The organism is Neorhizobium sp. JUb45, assembly GCF_004343585.1.
Classification (GTDB): domain Bacteria; phylum Pseudomonadota; class Alphaproteobacteria; order Rhizobiales; family Rhizobiaceae; genus Neorhizobium.
On sequence record NZ_SLYW01000004.1, the window covers coordinates 240315 to 262803 of the forward strand.

The following is a 22489-nucleotide window of genomic DNA, read 5'->3' on the forward strand; positions in this document are numbered from 1 at the left end:
ATCGTTCTGTCATAAATTCGTAGCTTTACCGTCACACAAGGGCACTATCCCTCCCTCACCATTAACTGGCGGAGAGGGGTCTACTCCCATGATGAAGAAGCTTGTTCTGACTGCTGCCGCAGTCGCGCTGTCTGCAACCACGTCGTTGGCTGCGACCGAAGTCACCTGGTGGCACGCCATGGGTGGCGAGCTTGGCAAGAAGCTCGAGGAAGTTGCTCAGAAGTTCAACGAAAGCCAGAGCGAATACAAGGTCGTTCCGGTCTTCAAGGGTACCTATCCGGAAACCCTGACGGCTGCCATCGCCGCTTTCCGCGCCGGTCAGCAGCCTGCCATCGTGCAGGTCTTCGAAGTCGGTACGGGCACCATGATGGCCGCCAAGGGCGCCGTCTACCCGGTCTATCAGGTCATGAAGGACGCCGGTGAGCCTTGGGATACCAAGGGCTTCCTCGCTCCGGTTACCGGTTATTATTCGGACGCCAGCGGCAACATCCTGTCGATGCCGTTCAATTCGTCGACGCCGATCATGTATTACAACAAGGACGTCTTCAAGAAGGCTGGCCTTGATCCGGAAGTCGCGCCGAAGACCTGGGCTGAACTTGCCACCATGGGCAAGAAGATCGTCGACAGTGGCGCTGCCACCTGCGGCTTCACGCTGAGCTATGCTGCCACCTGGGTTGGTCTCGAAAACTACTCTGCCATTCAGGACCTGCCTTTCGGCACCCTGCAGAACGGTTTTGGCGGCACCAAGACCGAATTCACCTTCAACGGCCCGAACCAGGCCAAGTTCTGGGACGGCCTGAAGAAGGCTCAGGACGACAAGGTCTTCAAGTACGGTGGTCCGGGCGGCGCGGCTGAATCGGCTCCGATGTTCTATTCGCAGCAATGCGCCGTCTATATGGGTTCGTCCGCTTCGCGCGCCGGCGTCATCAACAACGCCAAGGGCTTCCAGGTCGGCTTCGCGCCGATGCCTTACGACGATACCGTCACCAAGGAGCCGAAGAACTCGATCATCGGCGGCGCCACCCTGTGGACGCTGAACGGCCAGAAGGACAAGAACGTCTACAAGGGCGTTGCCAAGTTCTTTACCTACCTGTCGAAGCCGGAAGTCCAGGCCGACTGGCACCAGTTCACCGGTTACCTGCCGATCACCAACGCTGCTTACGAACTCGGCCAGTCCCAGGGCTACTACGCCAAGAACCCGGGTTCCGACATCGCCATCAAGCAGATCATGCGCGGCACGCCGTCCGACAACTCCAAGGGTGTTCGTTTCGGCAACCTGACGCAGATCCGCGATCTGGTCGACCAGCAGTTCGAAGCTGTCCTGTCCGGCAAGAAGACCGGCCAGCAGGCTCTCGATGAAGCAGCCAAGCAGGGCAATGCCATCCTGCGCGAATTCGAAGCTGCAAACTCGAACTAAGCTTCGTCCAACGTCACGAAACCCTCCCCGCCAGCGGGGAGGGTCTTTTATTGGGGCCTGTTTTCGGGCCTGTCTTGATCGGGATCGTCATGCAGACAAAGCGCACTGTCTTCCAGGCTCGGCTGCTGCCCTACGCGCTGCTCGCGCCGCAGCTCATCATCACATTGATCTTCTTCGTCTGGCCGGCCCTGCAGGCCGTTCGACAGTCATTCATGCGTGAAGATCCGTTCGGCCTCAGCGAAAAATTCGTCTGGTTTCAGAATTACACGCGCCTGATCGGCGATGCTTCTTACCTCAATTCGCTCAGCGTCACTTTCGTGTTCGCTGCCGGCGTCACCGCCGTGTCGATGACCGTGTCGCTGCTGTTTGCCGTCTGCGTCAATCGCGCCATCAAGTCGGGCCGTTTCTACACGACCATGCTGGTCTGGCCTTATGCGCTGGCGCCGGCTGCCTCCGGTCTTCTCTGGTGGTTCATGTTCAACCCCAGCGTCGGCCTCATTCCCTATGTGCTGAACATGGTCGGTTATGACTGGAACCATCGCCTGCACGAGGGCGATGCCATGATCCTGATCATCATCGCCGCGTCCTGGAAGCAGATTTCCTACAATTTCCTGTTCTTTGTTGCCGGCCTGCAGTCCGTGCCGCATTCTTTGACGGAAGCGGCCGCGATCGATGGTGCCGGCCCGGTCAAGCGTTTCTGGACGGTGGTTTTCCCGCTTTTGTCGCCGACCGCCTTCTTCCTGGCCGTCATCAACATCACCTATGCGATGTTCGATACGCTGCCGATCATCGATGCCGTCACCACCGGCGGCCCGTCGCAGTCCACCAACATTCTCGTTTACAAGGTTTATGCCGATGGCTTCATCGGTCTCAGCCTCGGCCCGTCCGCCGCGCAATCCGTCGTCCTGATGCTGATCGTGGTCCTTCTCACCGTCGTCCAGTTCCGCTGGGTCGAGCGCAAAGTCCAGTATTGAGGCGCCGCAGATGGTCGAAAATCGTCCCTTCCTTTCCTTCCTCACCCATCTCGTGCTGATCGTCGGCGTGCTGATCGTGGTCTTCCCGGTCTATCTCGCCTTCATCGCCTCGACGCATGGCCCGACCGACTTCATGAGCGGCCTCGTGCCGCTGCTGCCGGGCGATCAGATGGTCGCCAATTACGGCTATCTGCTCGGTTCCGGTGAATCGACGGCCGGTGCGCCGCCGTTTACGCTGATGCTGCTCAACAGCCTGTGGATGGCGCTGCTGATCGCCTTCGGCAAGATTTCCATCTCCATCCTGTCGGCCTTCGCCATCGTCTATTTCCGCTTTCCGCTGAGAACGGTCGCCTTCTGGGTGATCTTCATGACGCTGATGCTGCCGATCGAGGTACGCATCCTGCCGACCTACAAGGTGGTCGCCGATCTGGGCATGCTGAATTCCTATTCCGGCCTCGTCATTCCGGTCATTGCCTCGGCCACCGCAACCTTCCTGTTCCGCCAGTTCTTTCTGACTGTGCCGGAAGAATTGATGGAAGCCGCCCGCGTCGATGGTGCCGGCCCGATGAAATTTTTCCGCGACATCCTGCTTCCGCTGTCGCGCACCAATATCGCCGCTCTCTTCATCATCATGTTCATCTACGGATGGAACCAGTATCTCTGGCCGATGCTGATCACCACGGAGCCGCACTATTACACCGTCGTCATGGGCATCAAGCGTCTCGCCAACGTGCTCGACGGCGACAATCAATGGAACCTCGTGATGACGGGCGTCATCCTGGCGGGCCTGCCGCCGGTTCTCGTCATCATCTTCATGCAGCGCCTTTTCGTCAAAGGCCTGGTTGAAACGGAGAAATGATCATGGCTTCGATCGATATCGAAAGCGTCGGCAAGGTTTATACGGGCGATGTACGCGCCGTCACCGACATCAATCTGACCATCCAGGATGGCGAATTCATCGTTCTGGTTGGCCCATCCGGCTGCGGCAAGTCCACGCTTCTGCGCATGCTTGCCGGCCTCGAAACCATCTCAGAGGGCAACGTCAAGATCGGCCCGCGTGTCGTCAATCAGGTCGAGCCGGCCGATCGCGACATCGCCATGGTGTTCCAGAATTATGCGCTCTATCCGCATATGACCGTGCGCCAGAACCTGGAATACGGTCTGAAAAACCGCAAGACGCCGAAGGCAGAGATCGATACGCGTGTTGCTGAAGCCGCCCGCATGCTGGAAATCACCCAGTATCTCGATCGCAAGCCGCGTGCACTGTCCGGTGGCCAGCGCCAGCGTGTGGCCATGGGGCGTGCCATCGTGCGCAAGCCTTCGGTCTTCCTGTTCGACGAGCCGCTTTCCAACCTCGATGCCAAACTGCGTGTTTCCATGCGCGGCGAGATCAAGCGCCTGCAGCGTCGCCTTGGCACGACCTCGATCTACGTCACCCACGATCAGCTGGAAGCGATGACGCTTGCCGACCGCCTCGTTGTCCTCAATGGCGGCAAGATCGAACAGGTCGGCTCGCCGCTGGAAGTCTACCACACACCGGCATCCACCTTCGTTGCCAGCTTCATCGGCTCGCCGGCCATGAACCTGGTGAAGGCCGAGTGCCAGGGCGACAAGCTGACGATTGGCTCTGCGGTCCTTTCGTTAAATGGCTACATGCCAACCTCGGGTCCCGTCACGGTCGGTCTGCGCGCCGAAGACCTGCATGTCGTTTCGGGCGATGAAGGCATGCAGTTCGCCGTCGATTATGTCGAGGAACTGGGCTCGCAGCGTCTCGTGCACGGTCTCGTCGGTGATCAGTCGATAACCATCGCGCTTGCCGGCGAAAGCGAAATCCCTGCAACCATGCGCATCGGCATCGATCCGGCACGACTGCATTTCTTTGCAGCCGAAGATGGCAAGCGGATCACGACTGCCGATCGCACTGCAGCCGCAATCGATGTGCCGAGCCCGGTGCCGGTCGGCTAAATCGAAACAAAAAACGCGCGGTTGCTGCAATTTTAACGATTGTTGCAACCGTTGCATTACCCTTTCTGGATATCGTTCTCTGCGGTTAGGACAAGGGGATCGATATGGCCTTGCATTATCTCGGGCTTGCAATCGCGGCCGTCGGCATTCGCAACAGGGCTCAGACGCCTTTTGCCAACCAGCTTTCACCATTTATCGGCGGTTGTTCCACGGCTGCCGAGATGAAGTCTCATCCTATCGAACCGACCTGGGTTCTGTCAGGTGATCCGCAGGCGCGTTTTGCCGCCCACTCCGAGGCTGCCGACAAGTTCGCCTCCACGGGTGTGTGGGATTGCACGGCCGGCAGCTTCCGCTGGTTTTTCGGCTGGGACGAAACGGTCGTCATCCTTGAAGGTGAAGTACATGTGACCGCAGAGGACGGCAGCGAACGCACGCTGCGCGCCGGCGATGTCGGTTATTTCCGCGGCGGCACCTGGGCCACCTGGCATATCGACAACTACGTCAAGAAGATCGCCTTCATCCGCAAGCCGCTGCCCATGCCGCTGTCTTATGCGTTTCGCGCCTGGGCGAAGTTCGGCCCCAAGCGCAAGGGTGGTCTCGCAGCCTGAAAAGGCAGTAACGATAAGCCTGCCGAAGCAGTTGCCATTGAGCGCCCGCCGTCCTACATCAGGCGGGCATTTTCAAAGGGTGGCTTATGGCGAAGATCAAGACAGTCGCGTTCCAGATGGATCATGTTTCCGGCATTAATATTGCCGGAGATTCAACCTTTGCCATGGCGTTGGAAGCGCAGACCCGCGGCTACCAGGTCTTTCATTACACGCCCGACCGGCTGACCATGCGTGACGGCAGGATATTTGCCGGTCTCGAGCCCATGGAACTGCGCGACGTCAAAGGCGATCACTATACGCTTGGCGAAAAGGAACGTGTCGACCTCTCCACCATCGACGTCGTCCACCTGCGTCAGGATCCGCCCTTCGACATGGGCTACATCACCTCGACGCATCTTCTCGAGCGCATTCATCCCAAAACGCTGGTCGTCAATGATCCGGCCTGGGTGCGCAACTCACCGGAAAAGATCTTTGTCACCGAATTCGCGGACCTGATGCCGCCGACGCTGATCTCGCGCGATCCTGCTGAAATTGCCGCTTTCCGTCAGGAACTCGGCGATATCATCCTCAAGCCGCTTTACGGCAATGGCGGCGCCGGCGTGTTCCACTCGGCCCGCGACGACCGCAACTTCACCTCGCTTCTGGAAATGTTCGGACAGCTTTATCGCGGCGAGCCCTATATTGCCCAAGGCTACCTGAAAGAGGTGCGCAAAGGCGACAAGCGCATCCTGCTGGTCGATGGCGAGCCCGTGGGTGCCATCAACCGCGTGCCGGCCGAAACCGACAGCCGTTCCAACATGCATGTCGGCGGTCGCGCCGAACCGACCGAACTGACGGCGCGGGAACGGGAAATCTGCGCCCGCATCGGCCCCGCCTTGCGCGAGCGCGGTTTCCTGTTCGTCGGCATCGACGTCATCGGCGATTACATGACGGAGATCAACGTCACCTCGCCGACCGGCATTCGCGAAGTCAAGAAATTCGGCGGTGCCGATGTCGCCAGCCTGCTCTGGGACGCGATCGAAGCCAAGCGCAACGCCTGAACACATCACCAAAGCTGATGGACGGCCCGCTCTTGACCAGCGGGCCGTGCTCGTTCGTTCCCGTCCCTTTTAGCCTTTGTTCTCCGATTGCAACCGGCCTCAACTGAAATGAACGTTATGCGCGAATTTGTTCTGCAATCGTTCTTGTTTGGCGTGCGTTTCTGTGCTTGATTGCAATCCGGGGTGGCGCATGGCGTGTATTTGCCCCGCATCTGCAGGTTGGGGGCGGTGGCAATGGTGGCGCGTGTCAGTACGGTTGCATTCCAGGGCATAGAGGGCGTTCCGGTCGATGTGCAGGTCATGATCGGGCCGGGCAAGATAAACATGCATATCGTCGGCCTGCCGGACAAGGCGGTGGCCGAAAGCCGCGAGCGGGTGCAGGCAGCATTGCACGCTTCGGGCCTTGCTCTACCGGCCAAGAAGATCACCATCAATCTGGCGCCGGCCGACCTGCCCAAGGAAGGCTCGCATTTCGACCTGCCGATCGCGCTCGGGCTGATGGCGGTGCTCGGCGCCATTCCCGCCGATGCGCTTGCCGGTTATGTCGTCCTCGGAGAACTCAATCTCGATGGCACGCTGGCGCCTGTTGCCGGAGCCTTGCCGGCTGCAATCGGTGCCAGCGGTCTGGGCAAGGGGCTAATCTGCCCGGCAGATAGTGGTACCGAAGCCGCGTGGGCCGGCAATGATCTCGATATTCTGGCGCCCCGCAGCCTGATCGCGCTCGCCAACCATTTTCGCGGTACGCAGGTTCTGTCGCGGCCGCAGCCGGCCATCCGCGCGCCGGTGGGTGACCTGCCGGACCTCGCCGATATCAAGGGCCAGGAAAGCGCCAAACGGGCACTGGAAGTGGCAGCGGCCGGTGGCCATAACTTGCTGATGATCGGGCCACCCGGTTCGGGAAAATCCATGCTGGCCGCGCGTCTTCCGTCCATCCTGCCACCGTTGACGGCGCCGGAACTGCTGGAAGTATCGATGATCCATTCGATCGCCGGCCAGTTGTCCGGCGGCAAACTGTCGGATCGCCGGCCATATCGTGCGCCGCATCACTCCGCCACCATGGCGGCTTTGGTCGGTGGTGGCCTGCGTGCCAAACCGGGGGAGGCGTCGCTTGCTCATCATGGCGTGCTTTTTCTCGACGAGTTTCCCGAATTTTCGCCGCAGGTTCTGGATGCGCTGCGCCAGCCGCTGGAAACTGCCGAATGTGTGATCGCCCGGGCCAATCACCGCGTCTCCTATCCGGCCGGCATCCAGCTTGTTGCCGCCATGAACCCGTGCCGCTGCGGCATGGCGGGCGAACCCGGCCATACCTGCGCTCGCGGTCCACGCTGTGCGGCCGACTATCAGGCGCGCATTTCCGGCCCGCTGATGGATCGGATCGATATCCGCATCGAGGTGCCTGCCGTCTCGGCGGTTGATCTGATCCGCCCGGCTGCCTCTGAAACCAGTGCCGATGTCGCTCGCCGTGTTGCCCGCGCCCGTGCGCGTCAGCAGGAGCGTTTCGAGGCGGCCGGGCAGCGCGGCATCACCACCAATGCTCGTTGCTCCACGTCGATGATCGAGGCCTTTGCCGCGCCGGATGCAAGCGGACTGCAATTGCTGCGGGATGCGGCGGAGAAACTGAGATTTTCCGCGCGCGGTTACCATCGGGTGCTGAAGGTTGCCCGCACCCTGGCCGATCTGGATGACAAGGATATGGTCGGCCGTATCCATCTGGCCGAGGCTATTTCCTACCGGATGGCCGGGGAGAGAACGGCGATGGCGCCTGCCTGAACATCCGTATTCCTCTCTTTCGAAGAGGCGGATATGCTTGACCGTCCTGGGATGAGAGACGGCACGGCACGGATCGCCATGGGAGGTCGCGATGGATGATGCGAAGACAAACCCGAAAGTGGACGCCTATTTCGACCGGCAAAAGAACTGGCGGGCGGAATCGCAGGCACTGCGTGCGATCGTGCTGGCCTGCGGGCTGACGGAGGAGCTGAAATGGGGAGAACCCTGCTACACGGTCGATAATGCCAATGCGATCATCATCCACGGTTTCAAGGAATATTGTGCCCTGCTGTTCTTCAAGGGGGCCTTGATGAAGGACCCGGATGGCATCCTCATTCGCCAGACGGAAAACGTGCAGGGTGCGCGACAGATACGGTTCACCGATGCGGCCGAGATCGAGCGGATGAAGGACGTTCTGGCTGCTTATGTTCTGGATGCGGTTGCGATCGAAAAAGCCGGGCTGAAGGTCGAATACCGCAAGACCGAGGAATTTCCGGTTCCGCAAGAGTTTCAGGACAGGCTGAACGCGGAAGCCGCACTGAAATCCGCCTTCGAGGCACTGACGCCCGGTCGGCAGCGCGCCTACCTTCTTTATTTCGCAGCGCCCAAACAGGTGAAAACGCGCGAGGCAAGGATCGAAAAATGCGTGCCACGCATTCTGGAGGCCAAAGGCCTCAACGACTGAAAGGTAGCGATGGGGACGCGATTTTCACCGCGCCCCGCTTTGTCTCTTGTGTGGCGAGCTTAGCCGCCAAGCCCTTCGAACAGCGCGGTGGAAAGATAACGCTCTGCGAAGGAAGGGATGATCACCACGATGTTTTTGCCGGCATTTTCCGGCCGGCTGCCTATCTCGATGGCTGCCTTCAGCGCGGCACCGGAAGAAATGCCGACTGGCACGCCTTCCAGCCGCGCCACATGGCGGGCGGTTTCCAGAGCGTCGGCGCTGGCAACGGTGATGATCTCGTCATAGATTTCCGTATCGAGAATTTTCGGGGCAAAACCGGCGCCGATGCCCTGGATCTTGTGCGGGCCGGGTTCGCCGCCGGAAAGCACCGGCGATTCCTTCGGCTCGACAGCGATCACCTTGACGTTCGGATTGCGTGCCTTCAGCACCTGGCCGACGCCGGTAATCGTGCCGCCGGTGCCGATGCCGGCAACAAAGATGTCGACCTTGCCCTCGGTGTCGTTCCAGATCTCTTCCGCCGTCGTCTTGCGGTGGATTTCCGGGTTGGCCGGGTTTTCGAATTGTTGGGGAATGACGGCATCCGGCGTGGAGGCCGCCAGCTCCTCGGCCTTGGCGATGGCGCCCTTCATGCCCTTGGCGCCTTCGGTCAGCACCAGTTCGGCGCCCAGAAGCGCCAGCATCTTGCGGCGCTCGATCGACATCGTTTCCGGCATGGTGAGGATCAGCCGGTAACCCTTGGCGGCGGCGGCAAAGGCGAGCGCAATGCCGGTATTGCCCGATGTCGGCTCGATCAGCGTCGTCTTGCCGGGCGCGATGCGGCCAGCGGCTTCGGCCGCTTCCAGCATGGCAACGCCGATACGGTCCTTCACGGAAGCGATCGGGTTGAAAAATTCCAGCTTGCCCAGAATATTGGCTTTGACGCCCTTTTCGCGTGCCAGCTTGTCGAGCCGCACCAGCGGCGTATCGCCGATCGTCTCTGTAATGGAGGAATAGATGCGGCCGCGGCCGGGCTTCTTGTCGGACATTGTTTTCTCCGTTCAGGCGTATGAAGGCAAAATAGGATTTCTTGAAGGCCTATGCGAGAACAGTCTGTCGGTCGCCATGGGTTGGCGGAGAAAAAAACTCTGTTTTTGCGTTGTTCTGGATTAAACCTTTCGCCGCAGCAAAGCACATTGACAAACAACAGCTTGACCACCGGAGTTGCCAGTGACCACAGCCCTCGTGATTATCGATGTTCAAAACGCCATCCTGTCAGGGCTCGGCACGCCGGATCGCCAGCCGGCAATCGATGATGCACTGGATGCGCTTTGCGCGCGTCTTGGCAAACTCAAGCAGGCGGCGCATGTCGCCGACATCCCGGTCGTTCTCGTGCAGCATGACGGCAGCGAAAAGCATAGGCTGGCGGAAGGATCACAGGGTTGGGAGTTACGGCCGGAAATTGCTGCCGGCGACGGTGATGTGATCGTTCGAAAACGCGCCTGCGACAGCTTTTTCGAAACCGATCTCGACGAGCGCCTGCGCGAGCGCGGCATCACTAGGCTGGTCGTTGGCGGCTGCATGACGCAGTTCTGCGTCGATACCACCGTGCGCCGCGCCGTCTCCATGGGTTATGACGTGACGCTGTTGGCCGATGGCCACATGACGGCGGATATGGGCCGCCTGTGCTTCGAGGATGTCATTGCCCACCACAATATGGTGCTGGACGATTTCGATGCGGGTGACCATGCCGTCACAGTGCGTGCGGCATCCGAAATCCGTTTCTGAAAGTCAGAAATGTGCCAGTTCCGGCAGCCGGATCGGCCCTGCGGGTCGCAGATGCGCCGGTCCGCGCATCATCAGCACCAGAGGGTCGTCATCCATTGCCGCCGTAGCATTGCAGGCAAGCAGGTCTGGCACGAAATCGACGGCGATACGGCCCGTTGTGAGGTTGAGCCCGGCCTGGATGTCGCCAAGCGTCGGTATCGTTGTTGCAACGATATCGAGAAGCTCGACCATGTCGCCTTCACCCTGCCGCCAGGCAATGATGGCATCCAGCGTTTGAAGGTAGTCGAGGCGCACGTCGTCTGAAAGCCAGGTGTTGAGCAGGAACATCTCGCTTTGCCTTGCTACCGCAAATCGGTCGGAAACCGGTTTTCGCCTCGCCAGCATTTTTTTGATCAGCGCAAGATCGTCGGGGTCGCCGAAATCCATCCGCCGCGGCGGTGGAATGGCGCTGCCGGCCACGCAGGTTTCGGCCAGAAAACGACTTTGCGGCAACACCACAAATCCGTGCTTCTCATAAAGCCCTGGCTTGTCGGTATAGAGCAGGACGGCTTCGAAGCCTTGATCATCGTACCATGTCAAAGCTTTTTCTATCAAATCGCGAAACAGTCCGAGCCCACGAAACTCCGGCCGCACCGCCCCGGATTGCAGTCCCGCTGCACGTACCGCCCGGCCATCGATTGCCATTGGCAGAGCAAAAGCGGTCAGATTTGCTGCAAGCCAGCTATCCTTGCCGAACCAGCTGAATGCCATGCTGCTGGGGTCCGGGCCGCCCATGCGGTCCAGCGCCGTAACATCGAAATCGAAAATGTCGGCAAGCAGCTTTGAGATGGCCGCCCAGGAGGGAGGATGGCTGAGATCGCCCTGCCGGAATGTCAGGCCTTTGGGCTGCAAAGCGTCCGTTTCCTTGTTGCTCGGCTTAGACGCCGGTCGAGCCAAACCCGCCAGCGCCGCGTCCCGTCTCGGATGTTTCGGAAATCTCGGCGATACGCACCTGCGTCACCGGCGCCACCACCATCTGGGCGATGCGCATGCCGCGGGTGATGACAAAGTCCTCTTCGCCGAGGTTCACCAGCAGCACCTTCACTTCACCGCGGTAATCGCTGTCGATCGTGCCGGGTGTGTTGAGGCAGGTGATGCCGTTCTTGAAGGCAAGGCCTGAACGCGGGCGGATCTGGGCCTCGAAACCCTGCGGGATTTCGAAAATGAAGCCGGTTGGCACAAGCGTGCGTTTGCCGGGCGCGAGCGTCATGGCATCGCCATCGGCCACGGCGGCGCGCAGGTCCATGCCGGCAGCACCGGCTGTTTCATAGGAAGGCAGGTCCAGTCCGTCGCCGTTCGGCAGGCGGATAAGGTTGAGTTTGGGCGAGGAGGGGGCGTGAACGTTCATAAGGCATTACTTTGCCGTGCCGACCCGCAGGTCAATTGCAATGAGATGCTTTAGCCGCTAGAACCCGCGGCAATTCACAGGATTCCAAAAAATGGCCGAAACACTGGCAGAGGCGGTTTCCCGCCGCCGCACTTTTGCGATCATCGCCCACCCGGACGCCGGCAAGACCACGCTCACCGAAAAGCTGCTGCTGTTCGGCGGTGCCATTCAGCTTGCCGGTGAGGTCAAGGCCAAGAAGGATCGCATCCAGACGCGCTCCGACTGGATGAAGATCGAGCGCGAACGCGGCATCTCGGTCGTCACCTCGGTGATGACCTTCGAATATGCCGACAAGGTCTTCAACATCCTCGATACGCCCGGTCACGAAGACTTTGCCGACGATACTTATCGCACGCTGACGGCGGTGGATGCGGCGATCATGGTCATCGATGCCGCCAAAGGTATCGAGCCGCGGACGCTAAAGCTGTTCGAAGTCTGCCGTATGCGCGACATTCCGATCATCACCTTCATCAACAAGATGGACCGCGAAAGCCGCGACATTTTCGAAATTCTCGATGAAGTCGAGGAAAAGCTGGCGCTCGACACCGCTCCGATCACCTGGCCGATCGGCCGTTCCAAAAGTTTTTGCGGGTCTTATCAGCTGGCGACAAACAAGGTGCGCGGTCCGGATAGCGAAGAGGCTGTGGCCGTCAACGGCCCGCAGGCCGTGGCCGACCGTCTGCCGGAAAACGAACGCGCCGCTTTCGTGGATGAAGTGGAACTGGCAAGGGAAGCTTGCCGTCCTTTCGACAGGCAGGCCTTTCTCGAAGGCCATATGACACCGGTGTTTTTTGGCTCGGCTTTGCGCAATTTCGGTGTGCGCGACCTAATCAATGCGCTCGCCGACTTTGCGCCTCCGCCGCGCGATCAGGTGGCCGATATTCGCACGGTGCATGCCGCCGAGGAAAAGATGACCGCCTTCGTCTTCAAGATTCAGGCGAACATGGACCCCAACCACCGCGACCGCATCGCCTTTGCCCGCATCTGCTCCGGCAAGCTGGAGCGTGGCATGAAGGCGCGTCTGGCGCGCACCGGCAAACAGCTCGGCCTCACTGCGCCGCAGTTCTTCTTCGCCTCGCAGCGTCATATCGCAGATACGGCCTTTGCCGGTGATGTCGTCGGCATCCCGAACCACGGGACCTTGCGCATCGGTGACACGCTGACCGAAGGCGAAGCGCTGGTGTTTCAGGGCGTTCCGAACTTCTCGCCGGAAATTTTGCGCCGCGTGCGTCTCGAAGATGCGATGAAGGCGAAGAAACTCAAGGAAGCGCTGCAGCAGATGGCCGAAGAGGGTGTCGTGCAGCTGTTTTCGCCGGAAGATGGCTCGCCCGCCATCGTCGGCGTTGTCGGCGCGCTGCAGCTCGATGTCTTGAAGGAGCGCCTGTCGGCCGAATATTCGCTGCCGGTCTCGTTCGAAATGTCGCGCTTCTCCGTCTGCCGCTGGGTATCGTGTGACGACAAGGTGGAATTGGAAAAGTTCGTCACCGTCAAACGCGGCGATATCGCCCGCGATCTGGATGGCGATCCGGTGTTTCTGGCGCAGGATTCATTCTCGCTGCGTTATGAATCGGAGCGTTACCCGGCCATCAAGATGGCCGCCATCAAGGAATATCACGTCGCCAAGGTGGCGTGATGTCGTTCAGGCCTAGGCGAGCTTCAGCTCGGCCCGGCCGCTGGTGAGATCGGAGATCAGCCGTGAAACTGTTTCGATCTCCGCCTCCGGCACACGCAGAACAAGGTCGGCGCCGGTCGCGGTGAACTGCTCTTCGGTTATGGCGAGTTCGTTGACGGCCAGAAGCCGCGCCTTCATGCGGGCAAGATCGGAAAATTCAAAACTGACCCTGGCCGCAATGGTCGGCTTCACCTCCACCATGGTCGCCGCCCGCAAACACGCCGCCGCCGTGCCGCCATAAGCGCGCACCAGTCCGCCGCTGCCCAAGAGAATGCCGCCGAACCAGCGGGTGACGATCACCAGAGCCTGATCCAGCGACTGCCCGTCGATCGCCGCAAGGATAGGTTTTCCGGCCGTGCCGCTCGGCTCGCCATCATCGGAAAACCGATAGGTCGCGCCGATCCGCCATGCCCAGCAATTGTGGTTGGCATCTGCAAACCCGTGCTCGGTTATGGCGGATTTCGCCTCTTCTTCGCTGGCAACGGACAAGGCGATGGCCGCAAAACGGCTGTTCTTGATGACCTGCTCGAAGGTGACGGATTGCTCTAGCTGGAACATGCTGCAGCATTAATGCCGCCATGGCATGATTGGAAGAGCCCGTGCCCCGGTCAGTCGATCGCGACCATCACGTCCGACGCTTTGATCACAGCATAAGCGTCGGAACCGACAGTCAGGCCGAGTTCCTCCACGGCTTCATTGGTGATGGACGAAGTGACGACCAGACCATTGCCGAGGTCGATGCGGACATGCGCTGTCGTTGCACCTTTCGTCACCTCGACGACCTTGCCCTTAAAACGGTTGCGTGCACTGATCTTCATGGCTTTTCTCTCCTGACAGTTTTCAGGTGGTCAGCCAACCCGCGAAGGATAAGGCCGTCAAGCGGCGAACATCGCTCAATCGGCCGTCAGATCCTTGAGGAAATCGTCGCACCAGCGATTGATGTCATATTCCAGCAGATGGTTCATCATCGTTTCCCAGCGCTGCTTGCGCTCTTCCAGCGACATGGTCAGGCCACGGGCAATGGCGTGTGCCGTGCCTTCGATGTCATAGGGGTTCACCAGCAGAGCGCCGGTCAGTTCGCGGGCAGCACCAGCAAACCGCGAAAGCACCAGCACGCCGGGATCTTCCGGGTCCTGTGCCGCCACATATTCCTTGGCAACGAGGTTCATGCCGTCGCGCAGCGGCGTGACGAGGCCGATCTTGGCCAGCCGGTAGAGACCGGCCAGCAGCGGCCTTGCGATCGAGCGGTTGACATAACGGATCGGTGTCCAGTCCACCTGCCCGAGCGCGCCGTTCACGCGGCCGGCCTGTTCCGCCACCGTGCGCTGCATCTGTTCGTATTCCGGCACTTCCGAGCGTGATTTCGGGGTTACCTGAAGGTAGGTGACCTTGTTCTGATAGGCCGGGTTCAGTTTTACGAACTGCTCGAACGCGTCGATACGCTGGGTGATGCCCTTGGAATAATCCAGCCGGTCGACGCCGATGATCAGATCGCGGCCCTCGATACTGTCATGCGCCTTTTTCACCATCACATTGCGCGCAGCCTTCACCGCATACTGGGCAAAGGCCTTGGTTTCGATGGAGATCGGATAGGCGCCGCCCTTGAAGGTGCGGCCATAGGTGGAGAATTTCTTGCCACCGTCCAGCCGCTCACCGATGCCTTCGCGCACCAGTCCGCCGCCAAAATTGTCGAGGTCGTAGTCAGTATGGAAGCCGACAAGATCGTATTGCGACAGTCCGCGCATGATCTGTTCATGCACCGGCATGGCAAACAGCACGTCTGCAGGCGGCCACGGGATGTGCAGGAAAAAGCCGATCTTGTTCTTGAAGCCCATTTGCCGCAGTTCGGCGGCAAGCGGGATCAGGTGATAGTCATGCACCCAGATGATGTCGTCTTCTTTCAGAAGCGGCGCCAGCTTGTGGGCGAAGAAGCGGTTAACGCGGAAATATCCGGCCATTTCCTTGCGGCCGTATTCGGCCAGATCCAGCCGGTAATGACAGATCGGCCAGAGAACCCGGTTGGCAAAACCGTGGTAATATTCCTCCACATCGGTATCGGTGAGGTCAGTCAGTGCATAGGTGATGTTGCCGCGTTCGATGATGTCGAGCTTTTCCGGCTCGCGTTCGCCGCTGGAATTGCCCGACCAGCCCATCCAGATGCCGCCGCGTTCCTCCAGTGCCGCCTGCAGGGCAACAGCAAGCCCGCCGGCTGGCGCATCGCCTGCCTTTTTCGGGATGGTGACACGGTTCGAAACGACCACAAGGCGGCTCAATGCAAATTCCTTTCAAATATTATCGGTAGGGCCGGCGCTTATCGTGCCAGCCCGCTGAGAATGTCGCGAAGTTCCTGCGCGGATGACAGAAGCATGGTCGCTGCCGTCGCGCTGCCATCGGGCAGTGTCGCATCGCCGATGCGGATCGAATGGCCGCCGAGTTGGTTGGCTGCCTTGAACATCGCTTCGTCAGTCAGATCGTCGCCGATGGTGATGGGCAGGCGTCCTGTAAAAGGCGGCTCGTCCAGAAAGCGCTTGATAGCTTCGCCCTTGCTGGCGCGGGCAGGGCGCAGCTCGATCACCATCTTGCCACGCTGCAGCGCAAATTCACCGCCGGCTTTTGTCGCTGCCGCCTGCATCAGGTTTTCCAGATCGGCTTGACGCTCCGGCGCCTGGCGGTAATGAGCGCCGACGGCAGCGCCCTTGTCCTCGATCAGCACACCGTGCCACCGGGAAGCCTCTGCGGCAATCTGCGCCTTCAGGGCCTCGAATTCCGGCGTCACCGTTACACGGTCCACCGTGCCATCGGCCATTCGGCGTTCGGCGCCGTGCAGGCCGGCAATCGGGAAACGCTGTGGCTCGAACAGTCTGTCGGCATAGGCAAGCGCGCGGCCTGTTACCAGGGCCAATGCGCCACCGAGTTTCTGTGACACCGCAGCGATATCCGTCGGCAATTCCGGCGGCACCACGATGCCATCGGGCGTCGCGGCGAGATCGATCAGTGTGCCATCGATATCGAGGAAAAGGGCAAAACGGTCGAGATCGCCGAGAAGGTCGAAAACGGCTGCTGCGGACGGTGAAAAACCGCCAGCATGAGTGGCTTCACGAGACTTTTCTTGTTGAGACATAGGGTTATACTTAGGCCGGGTGAGCGAACCGGCAACCCCGCTTGCCCGGAAATGGCCGCATATGCGGCAATCTGTACGCTGTCGTCCCATCGTTGCGAAAACGCCACAGTGTTTAGGTGCGTTGCAAAACGTGAAGCTTTCGCCGTCGTAATTCCGTCACGAATGCTGCTAGGTTAATCTTTCATTATCCAAATGCGTCGACCCTTGCAGTCATATGCCGCGACCCACTCGCGGTCTCGATCGGAGCAGTGAACCCCATGTGCCGTTGGGCAGCCTACCGTGGTAACCCTCTTTATCTCGAGGATCTGGTATCCTCGCCTGCACATTCGCTGATCGAACAGTCGCATTGCGCCAACCGCGCCAAGACCGCCACCAATGGCGATGGTTTTGGAATTGCCTGGTATGGCGATCACCCCGAACCCGGCCGTTATCGTGACATTCTGCCGGCATGGTCGGACTGCAATCTGCGTAGCCTCGCGCGCCAGATCCGTTCGCCGCTCTTTCTTGCGCATGTGCGCGCCGCCACCAATGGCGGTACGCGTCGCGACAACTGTCATCCCTTCGTGCATGGCCGCTGGTCCTTCATGCACAATGGCCAGATTTCCGGTTTCGAGCGCATCCGCCGCCGCATGGAAGCGCTGCTGCCGGACACGCTGTTCGATGCCCGCACCGGCACGACCGATTCCGAACTTCTGTTCTTGCTGGCACTGCATTTTGGTCTGGAAAACGATCCGTTCGGCGCCATGGCGGAAGCCATCGCCACGGTCGAGGATATTTCCATGCGCCATGGCAACGAGGCACTGGTGCGCTTCACCGCCGCCTTTTCCGATGGCCAGCAGCTGTATGCCGTGCGTTATGCGACGGACCACAAGCCGCCGACGCTCTACGCCGCACCGATGGGTGGAAAATGCGGAAAGACATCGGGTTATTGCCTCGTCTCCGAGCCGCTCAACGATGATGTCGATGCCTGGATGGAAATCCCGGATGGCAGCGCCATCACGCTGTGCGACGATGGCATGAGACGTGAAATTTTTGAGCCGAAACTTCTGTCGGTCGCTGCCTGATTATTTGCCAGACAGGATGATGCCCAGTTCCGCCCTGAGCTTTTTCGTCAGCCCGGCGGCCACCAGCTCGTAGGATCGGGTCATGTAATGCGCGACCTCGTCTTCGGATAGCGGCGCGCTTGATCCGATCTCCACCCATTTGCGCTTGGCAAAATAGGGTGCCTGACCAATGCCTTCGAGCGCGGTCAGGATTTCAAAACTCTCTTCCGAACATTTGACGACGATACGCGCCTCATCGTCGCCTAAAAGCGCAAACGCCTTGTCGCCCACCTTGGCGACATGGCTGTCCCACTGGTCCACGAAATTTGTGCCGGCCAGCTTTTTCACAAAGCCATCAAACCCCTTTTGCGTGAACAGGCTCATGCGCGCACCTCCTGCATCAGATCGACGTAAGACGTTCGGCAATCAGCGCCGCCAGCCGCTCCGCCACCGCGTCCTTGGAAAGGTCCGGCCACGTATCGATGCCGTTGGCGGAAATGATCCTGACCTGATTGCGATTGCCGCCCATCACGCCGGTTTCGGGTGAAACGTCGTTGGCAACGATCATGTCGGCGCCCTTGCGTTCCAGCTTGGCGCGGCCATTGGTCTCGACATTTTGTGTCTCGGCGGCAAACCCCACCACCAGCGCCGGTCGTCGGGCATTATGGCCGACGGTTTTCAGAATATCCGGATTTTCCGTCAGCATCAGCGGGGCAGGGGCCTTGCCCGGCTGTTTCTTGATCTTCTGGTCGGCAGATGCCGCGACGCGCCAGTCCGCCACCGCCGCCACCATCACGGCAATATCGGCCGGCAATTGTGCCTCCACGGTGGCCAGCATCTCGGCTGCCGTCTCCACATGCACGGTCGTCACACCGGCCGGATCGGCAACCGTCACCGGGCCGGACACCAGTGTCACCTCGGCGCCGAGCCTTGCCAGGGCGGCGGCAATCGCATGACCCTGGTTGCCGGAGGAGCGGTTGGCAATGTAGCGCACCGGGTCGATCGGTTCATGTGTCGGTCCCGACGTGACGATCGCCTTGCGACCCTTCAGCGGCTTTGGCCCATCGTCCAGCCGGCCGACCACCGCATCGACGATCTGCAGCGGCTCGGCCATGCGACCAACACCCGCCTCGTTGCTTTCCGCCATCTCGCCGGCCATCGGGCCGATGAAGGAAATGCCGTCTACCTTCAGCGTTTCGACATTGCGTCGTGTCGCCTTTGCCTGCCACATTTTTGGGTTCATCGCCGGCGCCAGCAGAACAGGCCGGTCGGTAGCGAGCAGCACGGCGCTGGCGAGATCATCGGCCAGACCATGCGCCATCTTTGCCATCAGATTGGCCGTGGCCGGCGCCACCAGAACGAGGTCGCAATCCCGTGCCAGCCTGATATGGCCGACATCCTGTTCGTCCTCGCGCGAAAACAGCTCGGTATAGACATGCCCGGACGACAGCGCGCCGACGGCCAGCGGTGTCACGAATTCCTGCGCCGCCTTTGTCATCACCGGCCGCACCTCGGCACCGCGCTCGCGCAGGCGGCGGATCAGGTCGAGGCTTTTATAGGCGGCAATGCCGCCGCTGATGATGAGAAGAATACGCTTGCCCGAAAGGTCCATGGCTCTGCCCGTAATGATTTCGGCGGGAAGCTAAGCCTTTGGGGCAGAAGTTGCAATCGTACGAACTGTACGGTGCGGCGATCGAACCTCAGGGACGCCTCGCGGGTGCCGCAGCGGCTGCCGGCATCACTCCCGGCGTGGTCAGCTTGAAGTCCGCCAGTTCCTTCGGCGTCAGGTAATAAAGCCGGTCGGGCGGCGTCTCCAATGCCTTCAGCCACACGCCGGCGCCAACACCCATCTCTTCGAGATGCCGGGCAATGCGTGCGGTGGTCGATTGGGCCGCCGACATCGCCTCCTCCGGCGATGGCCGTTCGCGGCTGCCGTTGAAAACCTGATGCACGCCGATCACCGCATCCTTTTCCGCAATACGCATCACACCGCCGGCAAACACGATTGGGCAGGAGGAGGCGCAAAGCGCCTTTTCCCTGACGCGTGTGACCAGTTTCTTTTCGCGGATCAGCTTTGACATGGCGATGGCATCTTCCACCGAGCCACCGGGGGAATTCAGCGCCACCACTTTCACATATTCGCCGCGTGCCTCGATCTCAGTTTTGAACCGTTCGGCCGCACCAGGATCGATCGCCCCTTCCGCCAACAGCACACCGCCGCCGGTTAGGTTGAAGGTAATCGGCTTGCGCAGCACCTCGGCCGGGCTTGCCGGTGTCACCGGCGGTGCATGCGGCACACCTTCGGTTAGCGCTGGCGGCAGAACCGGTGCGTCGGTCGTCAGCGGATCATGGCCGGGCAGGCGCGTATCGGTTTTTACTGTGGCAACCTCATAGAGATCGACGGCCAGAAAGGTCACCGCCGCGCCCAGCAGCATGTAGAAGGCCGTGCGCATGATCGCGCCGTCGTCGATCGATACCAGAACCTGTTTCAGGCTGCGGCGCGGTTTTGGTTCGGCCGTGATATTGGTGGCGACAGATCGGCTGATGGGGTTCACCATCAGGGACCCTTGCGCGGGTTCTTGCCCGGATCGAAACTGGCGACATTGGTGGCTTGGTGGGTGTCGTCGCTCTCCGCCGTGCGGTGGTGAAGATCGTCGCGCATGAAAGGTTCGGCCTCACGCTCGTCCGCTACCTGTTCCTCGCGCGCCCGCGGTTCGGCAGCGGCAAGGGCCACCTCTTCGGCGCTCGGTGCTCCGGCCACGGTCGTCTGTGCCGCCTTTTCCGAGATCGCCTTCTGCAGCGCCAGCGTTTCCAGAAGTTCGGCCACGGTGATCCGCTCGGCAAACGGCATGCCTTCTTCCTGACGGCGGATGGCGCCGTGCACGACGGCCAGAATGAACACCATCACGCCCGGCAGAAGGTCGATCGAGATGGCGCCAGCCCAGGCGGGAATGAAGTCGGACGCATATTCCAGCACGGCTTCGGCCGGAGAAAGCGGCACGAAACGACGCTCGGCTACCGGCGGGCGCACCAGAATTTCGTCCGCCGCCTTGGCCAGCGCCTTGGATTGCGCGGTGACCGATGCCTTCACCGTCTCCATCACCTGGTTCTGGCGGTTGACGAGATCGGGCGCCATGCCATCCGGCACCGGTGCAATGAAACCGAGCGACAGGTCATCGGCAGCGCGGCGGATCGAGGGGGCAACGGAGGTCTGCGAAAGCTGCGCCATCACATTGGTCAGCGCCACGGCTTCGGTGGAAAACTGGTCGGCGCGTGGACCGATCGGGCCGGGGGTGGAGAGCAGCGTGCGCATCGTCTCAAGCCGCTTCTGGCCCTGTTCCACCAGTTCCGTCACCTGCTCGCGCGAGGCATTGATATTGCCTTCCAGCGATTTCATCTGTGACGACATCTGGGTCAGCAGTTGCACGACGCTGCCCGATCCGGTCGTGCCGGTCAGCGAGCCGGACTGCCGTTCGACGGCGGCCAGCTGCGAAAACCGTTCGGAGGCGCGCTGGATATCCGGAAGCAGGCTCTGGGCGGCAAGTGCGTTCTGGTAGGTGCGATCGAGATCGGCGGTGTAACCCTCGACCGATTGCGCCAGATGCTGCTCGACGGCGGCGGAGCCGGCAAGCGCTGCCGCATTCAGCCAGCTCGACATGGCGAGGATCATTGCGCAGCCGGCGGCCATCACGGCAAGAAGGCCAGTGCGCCCGCTGCGGCTGGTCACATGCGGGTAGAACCGCATCATGTAGGACCAGAAGGCATAGATGCCGACCGAGACCGAGAAGGAATAGATGATGGCGGCGAAAAACACCGCCGTCGGCGAACCGTCGAGGATCGTGCGCGCCCCGAGATAGGTGTAGACGCCGGAAGCCAGCGCCAGCACGGCCAGCGCAAAACGGGTCATGGTTTCGACGGCAGCGACGCCGTCGGTCAAGCGGTGCGAAGCGCCAAGCGCCATGAAGCCTCCAGAAGGCAACGATAAAAGGAATGTATTCCTTTAACAAAGAATGAAGAACAGGGCGGAATGATGACGGCAGGTTTTGCTGGCCGTCAATGGTCGTCGTAGGTTTTTGGCCGTGGCAGCAGGCTTTCGAGATTTTCGGTTAACGGCGAGCGCTTGCCCCGCAGGCTTGCCAGCGCCAGTCGCGCCACAAGCGGTTCACCCTCTATCGGCCGGTAGGTGACGCCCTCCAGCCGCACCTGCGCCATCGAGGCGGGCACGATGGAGACACCGAGGTCTGCCGCCACGAGATTGACGACGGCGGTCATCTGCGGCGCTTCCTGCGTCACGTTGAGCTCGAAACCGGCCGCGCGGCACGCGCCCACGATATCATTGTAGAGGCTCAGCCCCACCGTGCGCGGGAACACGACAAAAGGTTCGCCCGCAAGCGCGGAGAGCGGCAGCCGCGCATGCGCCGCCAGCCGGTGTCGTGCCGGCAAGGCGATCAGCATTGGTTCGTCGGGCAGGCGCCGCATGCGCACGTTCTTCGGATCTTCCAGTCCGGGACGGATGAACACGGCATCCAGTTCGCCGCGCATCAGCCGGTCCAGCAGCAGGTTGCTGTTCATCTCGGTCAGCGACAGATCGACATCCGGCCAGCGCGCCCGAAACCGCCGGATCGTGCCGCTGACGGCCGGGTTGAAGGCGCCTGATGCGGTAAAGCCAAGCGTGAGGCGTCCCGTCTCGCCCTGGCTTGCGCGCCTCGCGGCAAGTTTCGCACGCTCGGCTGCAGCAATCGCGCCCTTGGCCTCGTCGCGAAAGGCAATGCCTGCCGCCGTCAGCTCGGCCCCATGCGGCACGCGGTGAAACAGCTGTACGCCGATCTCGTTCTCAAGGTCGCGGATCTGCTGGCTGAGCGGTGGTTGCCCGATGCCGAGCGTCTGCGCGGCGCGGGTAAAATTGCCGGCTTCCGCCACGGCCAGAAAATAACGGATGTGCCGCAATTCCATCTTTTCCGGTATCTCCAAAAGCTATCGAGATCGACAGTATCATATATTGGA

22 protein-coding genes and 1 pseudogene are annotated in these 22489 nt (G+C 60.7%); 11 read left to right on the plus strand and 12 right to left on the minus strand.

From position 1 onward, the window contains the following. Positions 1-91 precede the first annotated feature (91 nt). The 8 genes from ugpB (at position 92) to EDF70_RS18000 (ending at position 8459) form a co-directional block, all read left to right on the plus strand. Positions 92-1417 (plus strand): sn-glycerol-3-phosphate ABC transporter substrate-binding protein UgpB, encoded by a 1326-nt coding sequence (gene ugpB, locus EDF70_RS17965; RefSeq protein WP_165932067.1) that lies wholly within the window; start codon positions 92-94, stop codon positions 1415-1417. Between the two features lie 89 nt (positions 1418-1506). Further along, entirely contained in the window at positions 1507-2391 is an 885-nt protein-coding gene (gene ugpA / locus EDF70_RS17970; protein WP_132276362.1) for a sn-glycerol-3-phosphate ABC transporter permease UgpA, read from the plus strand. Positions 2392-2401: 10 nt separating this feature from the next. Continuing rightward, a complete protein-coding gene (ugpE, locus tag EDF70_RS17975; RefSeq protein ID WP_132276364.1) occupies positions 2402-3250 on the plus strand; it encodes a sn-glycerol-3-phosphate ABC transporter permease UgpE in 849 nt (282 codons plus the stop codon). 2 nt (positions 3251-3252) lie between these two features. Then, on the plus strand, positions 3253-4356 hold the full coding sequence (ugpC, locus tag EDF70_RS17980) for a sn-glycerol-3-phosphate ABC transporter ATP-binding protein UgpC (protein WP_132276366.1): 1104 nt from the start codon (positions 3253-3255) through the stop codon (positions 4354-4356). 104 nt (positions 4357-4460) lie between these two features. Next, positions 4461-4964, plus strand: a complete 504-nt coding sequence (locus EDF70_RS17985) for a cupin domain-containing protein (protein ID WP_132276368.1) — start codon at positions 4461-4463, stop codon at positions 4962-4964. A gap of 86 nt (positions 4965-5050) precedes the next feature. Next, on the plus strand, positions 5051-6004 hold the full coding sequence (gene gshB, locus EDF70_RS17990) for a glutathione synthase (protein WP_132276370.1): 954 nt from the start codon (positions 5051-5053) through the stop codon (positions 6002-6004). 234 nt (positions 6005-6238) lie between these two features. Beyond that, positions 6239-7774, plus strand: a complete 1536-nt coding sequence (locus tag EDF70_RS17995; RefSeq protein ID WP_132276372.1) for a YifB family Mg chelatase-like AAA ATPase — start codon at positions 6239-6241, stop codon at positions 7772-7774. Between the two features lie 91 nt (positions 7775-7865). Then, complete coding sequence (locus EDF70_RS18000) at positions 7866-8459, plus strand: DUF1801 domain-containing protein (RefSeq protein ID WP_132276374.1); 594 nt, start codon at positions 7866-7868, stop codon at positions 8457-8459. Positions 8460-8518: 59 nt separating this feature from the next. On the opposite strand, the gene cysK is transcribed toward EDF70_RS18000, so the two are convergent. Continuing rightward, a complete protein-coding gene (gene cysK, locus EDF70_RS18005; protein WP_132276376.1) occupies positions 8519-9484 on the minus strand; it encodes a cysteine synthase A in 966 nt (321 codons plus the stop codon). Positions 9485-9665: 181 nt separating this feature from the next. Between cysK and EDF70_RS18010 the strand changes: the two genes are divergently transcribed. Continuing rightward, positions 9666-10223 (plus strand): cysteine hydrolase family protein, encoded by a 558-nt coding sequence (locus tag EDF70_RS18010; RefSeq protein WP_132276378.1) that lies wholly within the window; start codon positions 9666-9668, stop codon positions 10221-10223. Positions 10224-10226: 3 nt separating this feature from the next. On the opposite strand, the gene EDF70_RS18015 is transcribed toward EDF70_RS18010, so the two are convergent. Next, positions 10227-11114 carry a GNAT family N-acetyltransferase gene (locus tag EDF70_RS18015; protein ID WP_132276380.1) on the minus strand — a complete coding sequence of 296 codons (888 nt, stop codon included), beginning with the start codon at positions 11112-11114 and terminating at the stop codon, positions 10227-10229. A 25-nt stretch (positions 11115-11139) separates the two neighbouring features. Next, the gene (gene dut / locus EDF70_RS18020; protein WP_132276382.1) at positions 11140-11610 is read right to left on the minus strand and encodes a dUTP diphosphatase; all 471 of its coding nucleotides are present in this window, start codon (positions 11608-11610) and stop codon (positions 11140-11142) included. 91 nt (positions 11611-11701) lie between these two features. Here dut and EDF70_RS18025 point away from each other — a divergent pair, with 91 nt between their 5' ends. Further along, positions 11702-13282 (plus strand): peptide chain release factor 3, encoded by a 1581-nt coding sequence (locus tag EDF70_RS18025; RefSeq protein WP_132276384.1) that lies wholly within the window; start codon positions 11702-11704, stop codon positions 13280-13282. 12 nt (positions 13283-13294) lie between these two features. Here EDF70_RS18025 and EDF70_RS18030 read toward each other — a convergent pair whose 3' ends face one another. From EDF70_RS18030 to otsB, 4 genes are all read right to left on the minus strand, one after another. Further along, positions 13295-13879: a YigZ family protein gene (locus EDF70_RS18030; protein WP_132276386.1), complete on the minus strand. Its 585-nt coding sequence runs from the start codon at positions 13877-13879 to the stop codon at positions 13295-13297. A 50-nt stretch (positions 13880-13929) separates the two neighbouring features. Then, positions 13930-14139 carry a molybdopterin-binding protein gene (locus EDF70_RS18035; RefSeq protein WP_132276388.1) on the minus strand — a complete coding sequence of 70 codons (210 nt, stop codon included), beginning with the start codon at positions 14137-14139 and terminating at the stop codon, positions 13930-13932. A gap of 75 nt (positions 14140-14214) precedes the next feature. Beyond that, complete coding sequence (otsA, locus tag EDF70_RS18040; RefSeq protein ID WP_132276390.1) at positions 14215-15594, minus strand: alpha,alpha-trehalose-phosphate synthase (UDP-forming); 1380 nt, start codon at positions 15592-15594, stop codon at positions 14215-14217. 38 nt (positions 15595-15632) lie between these two features. After that, a complete protein-coding gene (gene otsB, locus EDF70_RS18045; RefSeq protein ID WP_132276392.1) occupies positions 15633-16442 on the minus strand; it encodes a trehalose-phosphatase in 810 nt (269 codons plus the stop codon). Between the two features lie 257 nt (positions 16443-16699). Between otsB and EDF70_RS18050 the strand changes: the two genes are divergently transcribed. After that, a complete protein-coding gene (locus EDF70_RS18050; protein ID WP_132276394.1) occupies positions 16700-17506 on the plus strand; it encodes a class II glutamine amidotransferase in 807 nt (268 codons plus the stop codon). On the opposite strand, the gene EDF70_RS18055 is transcribed toward EDF70_RS18050, so the two are convergent. The 5 genes and pseudogenes from EDF70_RS18055 to EDF70_RS18075 form a co-directional block, all read right to left on the minus strand. Next, positions 17507-17869 (minus strand): MmcQ/YjbR family DNA-binding protein, encoded by a 363-nt coding sequence (locus EDF70_RS18055; RefSeq protein ID WP_132276396.1) that lies wholly within the window; start codon positions 17867-17869, stop codon positions 17507-17509. A gap of 16 nt (positions 17870-17885) precedes the next feature. Continuing rightward, positions 17886-19097 carry a bifunctional phosphopantothenoylcysteine decarboxylase/phosphopantothenate--cysteine ligase CoaBC gene (gene coaBC / locus EDF70_RS18060; protein WP_132276398.1) on the minus strand — a complete coding sequence of 404 codons (1212 nt, stop codon included), beginning with the start codon at positions 19095-19097 and terminating at the stop codon, positions 17886-17888. Between the two features lie 88 nt (positions 19098-19185). Further along, the gene (locus tag EDF70_RS18065) at positions 19186-19938 is read right to left on the minus strand and encodes a hypothetical protein (protein WP_132276835.1); all 753 of its coding nucleotides are present in this window, start codon (positions 19936-19938) and stop codon (positions 19186-19188) included. Positions 19939-20267: 329 nt separating this feature from the next. Further along, positions 20268-21446: pseudogene (locus EDF70_RS18070) on the minus strand (hypothetical protein); the annotation flags it as partial. Positions 21447-21538: 92 nt separating this feature from the next. Beyond that, positions 21539-22438, minus strand: coding sequence for a LysR family transcriptional regulator (locus EDF70_RS18075; protein ID WP_132276400.1), 900 nt, complete (start codon positions 22436-22438; stop codon positions 21539-21541). Between the last annotated feature and the right edge of the window lie 51 nt (positions 22439-22489).